Here is a 12,005-nt window from a genome sequence, read left to right as displayed (position 1 = left end):
AGTAGGCTTAAGATATTAGTAAGTAATAATTAAAATAAATTTTGAACTGGATAGGAGGGGCTATTATAAAAAGGGTGTGGAGTATCTTATTGGTATTTACAATTTCATTAACAATATTTCCTAGCTTTAATATAGCTAAGGCCGAGGAAGTGGAATTAACCAATAAAGGATATAAATCTATTGGGCTTAAAATAAAAGATTTAGATACAAGCAAGGAAGCAAAGTTAATTGATAATCTTCCTAGGAAGTTTGACTTAAGAGAAAATGAAGGAGTGACAACTGTAAAAGATCAAAATCCTTTTGGTACCTGTTGGGCTTTTTCATCTATTGGGGCTATTGAAAGCAGTATAAAATATCAAACTGGAAAAGATCTTGATTTATCAGAAGCTAATTTAATAGGTAAAGAGGATGGAGTAGATGGAGGAACACTTATAAATGCTACGGGATATCTAGCTAATTGGGATGGCGTAGCACTTGAAAAAGATGACCCATATCCTAAAGATTCTTCATTTATATACAATGAAAATGCTCCAATATCTTATCATGTACAAAATGGATATTTTTTACCATCTAGGACAGATTCATCAGATAATGAAGTGATAAAGAGAACTGTTATGGATAAAGGAGCTGTATCAATTACATATTATGATTTTTTTGGATATTACTCTGGTGACAGAACTTCATATTATTGTCCAGCAGTAGGTACAGAAAATCATGCAGTAATGGTTGTTGGTTGGGATGATGATTATCCAAAAGAAAAGTTTTCAAACATGCCTTCAGGAAATGGGGCTTTTTTAATAAAAAATTCGTGGGGGGACTCATATCATAGTAATAGTGGATATTTTTACATTTCTTATTATGATGCAAACTTAGGAAAAGGTGAGATGGAGTTTTTTGACACCGTAACAACCAAAAATGATTTTGATAATAGATACACAGCTGCAGATTTAAGCAATAACTGGTATTATTCATATAGTAGTAAAACTTTATTTGAAGAGGGAAATATTATTACAGCAAAAAATGATGAAGTTATATATGCTATTGGATTGCTAACCTTAAACTCATCTGTTCCATATGAAATATTTATTGATGAAAATTATAATCCAATAAATTATCCCAATAATAATGTAAGTTATCTTTATAATAATAAAAAAGTAAAAAGTGGTACTTTGATTTATGGGGGATATAATACAATAAAGTTAGATAATCCTATAAATATTACTAAAGGAACAAAGGCTTTAGTTGCAATAAAATATTATGGGACCTTAAGACCAAGTTTGAATTTTCTATCAGGAGCTGATGAATCGAATAACTATTCATTATCAAATGGTTATATGAGGGTTAGTGGAACTCCAAACCCTATGAATATTTATACCTTTAATAAATCATCACTAGGAATAACAGGAATATCTTTAGATAAAACTTCAGTGACTTTAAATAAAAATCAATCAGCTAAGATAAATGCCACAGTTTATGGTGATTCAAGTTCTAATAAAGAGGTTATATGGAAAAGTTCTAATACTAAAATAGCAGTAGTAGATGATTTAGGAAATGTAAATTCAAGAGGAAATGGACAAGCACTTATAACAGCTAGTACAAGAGATGGAAATAAGACTACTAATTCTACAGTAAAAGTTACGTATCCATTAGAAGTAACTAATACAGAGGTGTCTGGAAGCAACATAAATGTGTATTTCAACGATTTAATTTTTCAAGGAATTGATTTTTCTAAGATTACATTAACAAGAAAAAATGGAGAAAACGTACCTATAACTAAAGTGATAGATCATAAGAGATTAATTATTTCTATAAATGCTAACAATAAGTATTTTGAAAATTTAACTTTAAATATTCCTAAGAATTCATTACATAATAATAGTCAAGTATTAATAAACGATTATTTTAACACTGTTTATGTAAATAATTATGAATTAGGTGAAGTTGTTCCTATACCGGATTGTTTGATAAGAAGAAAAGTCAGTGAAAGACTTGGCATAACAGGTGATAAGTTAACTAAAAGAAATCTGCTTGCTATGAGAAGTTTAATGATAGATGAGCCTGAAATAGATTTAAGTTATATTGGGATTTTAGAAAATCTAGATAGAGTTTCTATAACTGGTAAAAAGAATAATTCTACTACTATAAAAGGAATAAGCGAGATTACTAACCTAAAGAAATTAGAATCACTTACAATTAGAGATGTTAATATTACGGATTTAGATTTTATTGAAAATAGTAAAAAAATGAATAATCTAACCATTGAAAACTGTAACTTATATAATATAGATGGATTATCATATTTAGATAAGTTGGAAACATTGAGATTAAGAAAAAATAATATTGTAAATTTATCCCCTTTAAAAAATTTGATAAATATAGATTATTTATATTTAGATTATAATAAAATAGAAGATTTAACACCATTAAAAAACTTAACCAACTTGGAAATGCTTGGTTTAGAAAATAATAGTATAGAATCTCTAGAACCTTTATCATCACTTAATTTAAAACAATTAAGTGTAAAGAATAATAGAATAAAATCATTAAATTCAATAAGAAATATGCAAAAGTTAGAATACTTGAATGCCTCATATAATTTTATTGATGATATTTCAGTATTAGAACATATTTTAAATTTAGAAACTATTTATTTGGATTACAATTTTATAGATGATATAAGTCCAATTAGAAGAAGGCTCCAAAATAATAAGTTTGATAAGACCTTTCTTTTAAACATTATTGATAATTTTATAAATGAAGAAAATATAGATAGAAAGCATATTATGTCCTTAAGCAGTGATTATTATATCTATGCATATAGTCAAAAAGGAAATTTACACGAATTGAATAACTTTGCTGTAGATGACTATAAGCTTAAATCTGCTACTCCATTAGTGTTTTCATTTAATAAAAATATAAGAAAAGTCAATAAAAGTATTTTAGGTGCAAATGGAAAGATGATGGTTTTAGATTATAGGATTGACGGTAATAAAATTTATTTATACAACTTAGCAAAAGAGGTACTTAAAGAGGGATTTCTTAAATTTAATATAAGTATAAATGTAACCACTGACGATGGTTTTAATGAAAGTATAAGCACAACTAAAAAATTGGAGGATTTTAAATATATTAGTGAAGATGTTAATAAAGATTCTGTGGTAGACATATTAGATTTAGCTAGAATTGGAGCTAGGTATAACAAAACTTATCGTGATAATGATTGGAATTTTGATGAGGATATAAATAAAGATGGGATATTGGATATTTATGATTTAACCTCTATTTCACTAAGCTTATGATTAAGTAGAGATTGAGGAATTAAAATCAACTCAGCTTAATTTTGTTGATTTGTTTTTAATATAAGCAAATTATATTAAGTTATATAAGAAAGTTTAGAAATGAGGGGAATTATTATGAGGAAAAAGATAGTACTGCTTTGTATGTTTTTTATGTTGGTGTTTAGATTCACAACATTTGCGTCTAACAATACAATAGTAGATTTAGGAGGAGAAATTGCTCTTAAAAAGGGTCAAGAATTTGAAATAATAGCTAAAGTTAATAATATCGAAAGATTTTATGCTGGGTCTATAACAATTAATTATGATAATAATATTATAACATTTAATGAAATAAAAGCAGGAGATATAGTTACTAATTCTGGCTTTGGAAAGTTTGAAGTTGGAGGTACTCCTAATAGTAGTGATAATAAAATATCCTATCAATTTACCTTTACAGGACAAGTAGTTGGTTTTAATGGAAGTGGAAATTTTGCAAGAATAAAAGGAAAAGCAAATAAAGCTACAACTTTAGATTTACGAAAAATTGCATTAGTAAAACTAGTAGAAAGAACAGAAAAAAATGAAGTGCAAAACATTTCCTTTAAATATTTAGGGGATGATTCTTCAGATAGCCCTATAGAATCTAATAATGGCACAAACAATGGAAATAGTACAGGAAATAATGGTACAAACAATAACAATTCTAGTGAATCTGATTCAGGAGATAAACCTGATTCAAATAATAATGCGAATAATTCAAATGAATCTAGTTCGGAAGGTAATGGTGAAATCAATAACAATGAAAGTAAGAATTCCGAGAAGAATGATAATAAAGAAATAGGAAAATCAGATAGTGATGATAAAACTAATTTAGATGGAGTTACTTCTATTAATGGGGAAGAGGAGTCATTAATTTTACAAAGTAATGATACCCAAAAAGTTAATGATAATTCATCAGATAAGGGATTAGAGGAAACTAAAACTTATGTACCTTTTATTATAATAGTAGGAGTAATTTTAATATCATTAGGAGCTATTTTCCATAGTAGAAAGAAAAGGGGGAAATAGTAATATGAAATCATACAAAAAAATATGGATCATAAAATTTATGATATTAATTATAATAAGTCTCAGTGTACTTCCTATTAGTGCAGTAAAAGCAAAAACTAATATTAAAGTAGTAAAAGCTGCAGTTGGCGGAGCTTTTATAATATATTTGAAAAGTGATGGAACTGTATGGGGAAGTGGGACAAATGATAAGGGGCAACTAGCACAATCAACCAGTAAGAAAAAAGGATCTAATATCCCTATAAAAATAGAAGGATTAGATGAAATAATTGATATTGAAGCTGGACAAGGTCATTGTTTAGCATTAAAAAAAGACGGGACTGTTTGGGCATGGGGAGATAATGAATATGGTCAACTCGGTTATGGCAAGGCTGGGGGGGATGATTGGGTAATAACTCAAGTAAGCGGCCTTTCAGATATAACAAAAATTTCAACAAGAAGCAATCATAACCTAGCATTAACTAAAGCTGGGGAAGTATTTTCTTGGGGAGAAAATGGGTATTATCAGGTTGGGACAGGTTCTAACAGTCCTTCTAAAATTTCTACGCCAATAAAAATTGATAATTTAAGTGATGTAAAAGATATTCAAGCAACAGGCTCATTTAGTTTTGTTGTTAAAAATGATGGAACAGCTTGGGGCTGGGGACTTAATAATCAGGGGCAACTTGGAGATGGGACAACATATACTAGAGCAAAACCTACATATATTAGTGGGCTAAATAATATTAAAAAACTAGTATGTGGCCATACATTTACAATTGTATTAAAAGATGATGGTACAATATGGGTTACAGGAAGAAACAGTGAAGGACAGTTTGGAGACGGAACTACCGTAAACAGTAGAAAATTTAAAAAAGTAACTGATATAGATGATGCAGTAGATATATTTGTAGGAGATTTTCAAACTTATGTTATTAGAAGTAATGGAGAAGTATGGTCTTGGGGAAAGAACGATAATGGTCTTGTAGGACATGATTTTGAGAAATATTCCTATGAAGTAGCAAGTCCAGCTCCTATAGAAGGACTAAAAAATATAAAGTCCATATCATCCAATTCGATAAATGCAGTTGCTGTATCAAATGATGGTATAGTATACGGCATGGGTATAAATTCTGCTGGGGAACTAGGATTAGGGTATGAATCAACTGTTAAAAAACCAGTTGAAATTACTGGAGTAGGAAATATAAAAGATATTTCAATAGGTATATATTCTCTATTAGTAAATGACAAAGGTGAGGTTTGGCAACTAGGGTTTGATAGTGGACGATTTTCAGCTTATTATGAAGGTGAGGGTTTTCAAAAGAAAAAAGATTTATATAAAATAGATCCTAAGATGAAAATAGAAGAATTAAGTAATATTAAAGAAGTAAAAGTTGGAGATGGATTTAATCTTGCTTTAGGTGAAGATGGAACGGTGTGGTCATGGGGATTAAATACTAATGGACAATTAGGTGATGGTACGTATACCAAAAGAACTATGCCTACCAAGGTTCAAGATCTAACTGATGTAGTTGCAATTGCAGCAGGAGAAAAACATAGTGTTGCTTTAAAAGCAGATGGAACAGTGTGGATGTGGGGGTATGAGTACTCCACGGTGAATAAGCAAACAACCCCTATAAAAGTTGAAGGATTAGAAGATATAGTTTCTATAGTAGCTGAGAGAGGAGATTATACTTTAGGGCTAAAAAGAGATGGTACAGTTTGGTCATGGGGTGGTAATGTTTGGGGACAATTAGGTAATAGTAGAGATGGTACTCCAAGCAAAGTTGAGGGAGTAGATGATGTAGTACAAATAGCTGCTTCTAGTAGAACTAGCTATGCATTAAAAAGAGATGGTACTATATGGGCATGGGGATTTAATTATTATTATAATTTAGGAAATGGCAGTTTTGGTAACACTAGAAAACCTAATCAAGTAACTGGAATGTATGATGTTAAAGCTATAACAGCCTCTGATGTTAATGCCATGGCATTAAAAAATGATGGAACATTATGGGGATGGGGATATAATGATTATGGACAACTATTACAAGGCAATGCAGATGTAAAGACAGCTCCTTATGCAATGAAAGCTAAAGATGTAAAGGACATTAAATATATTAAAAGTGGTGAAGAGAGTCATATGATTATAAAAGAAGATGGAACATTATGGGGATGGGGATGGAACGATAGGTCAGCATTAGGTATACAGAGCCTTGTTTATTCTAAACCAATAGTAGTAGAAGCTGTATCACCAAGTAATAAAAATCCTTCTGATGTAGATTTAGATGGAATTGTAACTATAAATGACTTAGCATTAATTGCATTAAACTACAATACTACTGAAAAAGATATTAATTGGAATTTAATATATGATCTTAATGAAGACGGGATAGTAGACTTATATGATTTAACGATTGTTTCAAGAGAATTAAATCTTTCGTTTGATTTAGTTTTAGAAACTGAAACTGGGGATTCATATATGGCAAGTGACGGAATTGGACTCCATAAAGATGCGAACAGTGAACTTAAATTCGATTTTTCTTTTTAATTTAAATAAGTAATAAAAATAGAAAATATAAAATATAAAAAAATTAATCCTAGTAAAGCATCTTTTGCATTACTAGGATATTTTAATATAAATTTTGATGTTACTGAAGAATATTTTGTGTGTTGAGTTACCATACCTGAATCAGTAGTTTTATTATATAACAGAAATGAAGAACAGATACTACACGTAATATAGTTTGTTTTTTATAAGCGTATGTATTTTTATGTAAAAATTAGTCTTACACAAATACTTATATTTAGACATATTATATTACTAAATTTATGAATAAGAGGTAATATAAATGACTGAGAGTATCTTAACACGTCTATCTTTAGAGATAGAGTATAAAGCCGGTCTAGATAAAGAAGGCAAAGATGTATTTAGAAAGTTTAGTATCTCAAATATAAAAGAAGAAGCTTCTGATGATTCTATTGGGAAATTAGGTAATGCAATAGGAAGTTTATTAGATACACAAATATATAGAGTTTCTAAAGCAACTAAACATGAAATAATAACTTTTTAATAGCTGTGCAATCCATGATTAAAGGCGTACTGTCATTTTGATAGTATGCCTTTTTTCTTATTTTCCAGTATTTGCTACACCTATATATATAATTCGACATAGTATAGTAGTAAATTTAACAATAAAGGAGGCGATCTTATGGATTACTCTCAGCTCGAAGAGCTTGTTGAGCTATCTAAAAAAGGATATAAAAAAGCCAGAGAAAAATTAGTTGAAAAAATTTTAAATAAGGTTGGAAGTATAATTAAAAAGTATCATATTCACTCTTATAGTAATGATGACATGATAAATGAAGCTTATTCAGTGATTTTTGAAAATCTTAATTCCTATAATCCAAGTTCCGGTAATTTCTTTCCTTTCATGGAATTATGCATTAATAGGCATTTTTCTAAGATTTTAAGAAAATCTTTAAATGGAGAACTAAAGGATGGAGTTAAAACTTTAATAATAGATGAAAAATTTGAAAATACACTTTTTTATGAAATAGATTATTTTGAAGGAAAAGTTAGTATAGAGGAAAAAATTTCTCTTTTAAACCTTGCTTTTGAAACTATTTTAACTAAAGAAGAGCAGGAAATAATATGGTATAAGTATTTTTGGAAAAAAACATTAAAAGAATATGCTGAAAAAAAAGGTGTGTCTTACAGTAAAGTTAAAAAGGTTAAAAAACAAGCTTTAATAAAACTAAGAAAATATATTGAGAAAAAACTAAACCTTTAGGTTTTTTAGATAGAGCCCTGCTATAATCACTTGTTATAGCAGGGCCTTTTTTATTATTTAAAGATCTACCTGGATGTCATAAAGAGTTGATCTTTTTTCATTAAGCTTAGCAGAATGAAAAGCTACTAAATCATCGCCTTTTTTTGTAAGCAGGATATTTTCTCTTAAGATTACAACAACTGCTTCAGATATCTCTTCATTTGTTAAATCATTTCTAACATCGGCAATAGTCAAATTAACTTTCTCACCACTTTTGGTTAAAAAAGTTAGTACAAGGCTATATTCCATTTTATTACCCCCAATCTTTAATTATTTTTGTTTGAGTTATCAAGAACCTGAAATATCAGAAGTCAGTACTTTTGAATAGCCTCCTATTTCAGGAGCTAGTAGAGTTGAAAGTACTTCAGCAAGAGCAAAAATACTTTCTTTGGAAGCTGTAACTTTCACATTGTTTATAGTCTTTTTCTTATATTTTTGAGCTCCAGATTCAGTTAAACCATTTTTGAGCTTTATTATTAAAGATAGAGAAAGAGGAGTTTCGGTTACTACCATGAGAAATCACCTCCTTTACTTTTTATTTTGTACAATATATAAATTACCGCGAAAATGAAAAGGGCTCATATTTATAAAATTTATTTTTAAATAAACATAGGTTTTTTTAAAAAGACTTGCACATCTATCCTGTAGGAGCGATTCTCAGCTCCATTAAATTCCTTCTCTTTCCGAGCATCAATCTACTTCGCCTATTTATATATCAAGAACAAGGTAAGGTTTTTTTATAAAAATCTTGACAATAAGTCACAGAAAAAGTAGACTGCGCTAAGAAAGCAAGAAAGCAAGAAAGCAAGAAAGCAAGAAAGCAAGAAAGCAAGAAAGCAAGAAAGCAAGAAAGCAAGAAAGCAAGAAAGCAAGAAAGCAAGAAAGCAAGAAAGCAAGAAAGCAAGAAAGCAAGAAAGCAAGAAAGCAAGAAAGCAAGAAAGCAAGAAAGCAAGAAAGCAAGAAAGCAAGAAATATTTAAGAATAAAAAGAATAGAATAAAGTAAAGCGATGGAAAAGGGGACAAAGTTTGGGGAAGAGTAGAGGTAAGGAAGAATTATTAAAGGAAGAAGAGGAAGAGAAACTGGAATCTGTTGTTGGTTTCGAAGATGATAAGGATGCAGAATTTGTAAAAAATTACAATGTGGCAGATTTAGTAAGAGACAAGTTAGGCGATTCATCAGTAGTAGATAATATAAGTGATGGAGAACCTAAAAGTGAAGATATAGAAAAAACAGGTGAAAAAAGTGAGGTTAAGAGTAATTTTGTACATGAAGTAATTCCTGAAATGCCAAATAGTAAGGTTAAAAAAAATTTATCGTTTAGTTCTAATAGTATTAGAATGGTAAACGAGCTAAGAGCTGTACATCCTAACGCTAATGTAAAGTTTTGTGAAATAGTTGATAGTGCTATTAAACATTATTATAAATATATAAAGGAAGAAGGGGGGAGACAGGAGTAGTATATGAAACTATTTGACTAAAAACAATAGAGTATTTGATAATGTGAGTGCTGCTGTTGTATAATGCAGATAAAATATTTTTCATTATATCTGTATTTGTTTTGTTAGTATTAAAGACTTATTCTACAAGATATTTGTAGTTTTGTTTCTTGTTTCAAAAATAATATTATTTGTATATTGTATTATCAAAGGTAATGAATAAAGAAAGAAAACTATTAAAAACAAATGTGTTGTCCATGATAATAAGTTTCATGGTAGAATATGTTTTTAAAAATATCAATTTAATTATTATATTTATGGTTTTTGCAATTGCAATAATAAGTGTAATTAAGGGAACTTTATTATAAATAAAGCATCCATAGAGACAATATCAAATGTTTCTATGGATGCTTTTTCTTAAAATATATCATATTTCAGTTCATAATTAGGGAATAAAAAACTTTAGTATATTATATTGACTAAAATTACCAATTAGTTTTATGCCCAATTTTATGGACAATCTTATGATCAACCAGTTATTATAAAGCTATGGTAAATAAGATAGCTGAAGGATTAACTCAATAACTTAAGTAACATATTATGAATAGTGGAGGAGAAAGGTGAAAAGATTTAAGAAATTAGGAATTATAGTTGCCTTAACTTCTGCAACTACCATATTTAATTTAAAGATGATTGAAGCGAAAGCCGCAAGTGATGTAAGTATAGGATATTCAGCTCATGTTCAGAACATAGGTGATAAGCAAAGAGTTTATGATGGACAACTTATGGGGACAGAAGGTAAAAGTCTTAGATTAGAAGGAATAAACATAGCATTGATTAACCCTATTTCGGGAATGTCCATAAAATATAGAGTACATATTCAAAATATTGGGTGGACTAACTGGTTATCCTCAAACCAATATGCAGGTACTAAGGATAAGTCTCTTAGAATTGAGGCTATTGAAATAAAATTAGAAGGAGCACCTAGTAATTATCATGTTGAGTATCAAGCTCATGTACAAGATATAGGTTGGCAGAGCTGGGTTAAGGATGGACAAACAGCAGGAACTACAGGACAAAGTAAAAGAGTAGAGGCATTAAGGGTTAAAATAGTAAATGATAATGAAGTAAATACTTCAAGTTTAGGTGTGAAATATCAGTCTGAGATACAAAACATAGGACTACAAGATAGTATGTCTAATGGAGAAATGACTGGTACGATAGGTGAAGGACTTAGACTTGAAAAAATTAATGTTTCTTTAGAAAATGCCCCTTCAGGAGCAAATATTACATACAGAACTCATATAGAAGGAAAAGGATGGCTTGGATGGGTTTCAGGTGGTACTACTACTGGAGCTATAGGGAATGATAGAAGAATAGAAGCCATAGAAATTAAAGCTAATGGACTACCTAATGGTTATCATGTAGAGTATAGGGCTCATGTACAAGATATAGGCTGGCAAAACTGGGTTAAAGATGGACAAACAGCAGGAACTACAGGACAGAGTAAAAGAATAGAAGCATTAAAAATTAGGATAGTTAAAGATGAAGCACCTAATAATGGAGGCTCTAATATTAGCTATGTATATACTAATTATAATATTTCATTAAATGATATGGTTAATATACAACTATCTAGGGAGCCAGCACTTCAAATGGTAAATAGCGGTAATCAATGGGAGTGGAGATATGCAAAAGTTAATAGTGGTAAACAAGGTTATTATTATTACCCTAGTGCAAATGTTACAACTTTTGTAGAGGATGCTAATGTTTATAATATAATAAAAGATCAGCTAATACTTAATTTAGACACAAGCCTTAGTAGAAATACTGACACTTATAAATATCAATTTTTAAAATTAAGTTATGTTGAGGGTACAACGGCGCAGCAATTAAATTCATTGTTTAGAGCTGATGGTGTTTTATCTGGAAAAGGACAAGTGTTTATTGATGCAGCTAAAAAGTACAATATTAATCCAATTTATCTAGCTTCCCATGCTATTCTTGAAACTGGAAATGGAACTTCACATTTAGCAAAAGGAATAGATGTTAATGGGGCTAAAGTTTATAATTTATTTGGGATAGGTGCAATAGATAGTAATCCAGATGGTGCTGGTTCTCAATATGCATATTCTAAAGGATGGACAAGTATAGACTTGGCGATATATGGTGGGGCTGAATTTACCTCATCATCATATATAAATTCTAGCTATAAACAGGATACAATATATAAAATGAGATGGAATCCAGGCATACCTGGTGTACATCAATATGCTACTGATGTTAAATGGGCTACTAATCAGGTGGCAAATATTAAAAAGATGTTTGATCAGATTCCTGATGCAAAATTAGTCTTCGACATTCCTGTTTATAAATAATTTGTAAAAATTTATAAAAAATCTTAAGAGT

10 protein-coding genes are annotated in these 12,005 nt (G+C 29.6%); 8 read left to right on the top strand and 2 right to left on the bottom strand.

Translation table 11 applies throughout. The annotated features are described in order from the left end of the window. Window positions 1-89: 89 nt before the first annotated feature. The 5 genes from P8F83_RS13740 (at window position 90) to P8F83_RS13720 (ending at window position 8,119) form a co-directional block, all read left to right on the top strand. Window positions 90-3,299, top strand: coding sequence for a C1 family peptidase (locus tag P8F83_RS13740; RefSeq protein WP_326511595.1), 3,210 nt, complete (start codon window positions 90-92; stop codon window positions 3,297-3,299). Window positions 3,300-3,413: 114 nt separating this feature from the next. Continuing rightward, window positions 3,414-4,346, top strand: coding sequence for a cohesin domain-containing protein (locus P8F83_RS13735; protein WP_326511594.1), 933 nt, complete (start codon window positions 3,414-3,416; stop codon window positions 4,344-4,346). A 4-nt stretch (window positions 4,347-4,350) separates the two neighbouring features. Then, window positions 4,351-6,876 (top strand): RCC1 domain-containing protein, encoded by a 2,526-nt coding sequence (locus tag P8F83_RS13730; protein WP_326511593.1) that lies wholly within the window; start codon window positions 4,351-4,353, stop codon window positions 6,874-6,876. A 301-nt stretch (window positions 6,877-7,177) separates the two neighbouring features. After that, window positions 7,178-7,399, top strand: coding sequence for a DUF1659 domain-containing protein (locus P8F83_RS13725; RefSeq protein WP_238907639.1), 222 nt, complete (start codon window positions 7,178-7,180; stop codon window positions 7,397-7,399). 138 nt (window positions 7,400-7,537) lie between these two features. Beyond that, window positions 7,538-8,119 (top strand): sigma-70 family RNA polymerase sigma factor, encoded by a 582-nt coding sequence (locus P8F83_RS13720; RefSeq protein WP_326511592.1) that lies wholly within the window; start codon window positions 7,538-7,540, stop codon window positions 8,117-8,119. 57 nt (window positions 8,120-8,176) lie between these two features. Here P8F83_RS13720 and P8F83_RS13715 read toward each other — a convergent pair whose 3' ends face one another. Continuing rightward, window positions 8,177-8,407, bottom strand: a complete 231-nt coding sequence (locus P8F83_RS13715) for a DUF2922 domain-containing protein (RefSeq protein ID WP_326511591.1) — start codon at window positions 8,405-8,407, stop codon at window positions 8,177-8,179. A 39-nt stretch (window positions 8,408-8,446) separates the two neighbouring features. After that, entirely contained in the window at window positions 8,447-8,671 is a 225-nt protein-coding gene (locus P8F83_RS13710) for a DUF1659 domain-containing protein (RefSeq protein WP_326511590.1), read from the bottom strand. A gap of 514 nt (window positions 8,672-9,185) precedes the next feature. On the opposite strand from P8F83_RS13710, the gene P8F83_RS13705 reads away from it, so the two are divergent. From P8F83_RS13705 to P8F83_RS13695, 3 genes are all read left to right on the top strand, one after another. Next, window positions 9,186-9,617 carry a hypothetical protein gene (locus P8F83_RS13705; protein WP_326511589.1) on the top strand — a complete coding sequence of 144 codons (432 nt, stop codon included), beginning with the start codon at window positions 9,186-9,188 and terminating at the stop codon, window positions 9,615-9,617. Between the two features lie 194 nt (window positions 9,618-9,811). Beyond that, window positions 9,812-9,964, top strand: coding sequence for a hypothetical protein (locus tag P8F83_RS13700; RefSeq protein WP_326511588.1), 153 nt, complete (start codon window positions 9,812-9,814; stop codon window positions 9,962-9,964). A 252-nt stretch (window positions 9,965-10,216) separates the two neighbouring features. After that, complete coding sequence (locus P8F83_RS13695; protein WP_326511587.1) at window positions 10,217-11,974, top strand: glucosaminidase domain-containing protein; 1,758 nt, start codon at window positions 10,217-10,219, stop codon at window positions 11,972-11,974. The last annotated feature ends 31 nt before the right edge of the window (window positions 11,975-12,005 follow it).

The sequence above is a fragment of the Clostridium intestinale genome, from assembly GCF_035905475.1.
Lineage (GTDB): Bacteria > Bacillota > Clostridia > Clostridiales > Clostridiaceae > Clostridium_T > Clostridium_T intestinale.
Note: the sequence above shows the minus strand (reverse complement) of the source record. Positions and strands in the feature narration are given on the sequence as shown.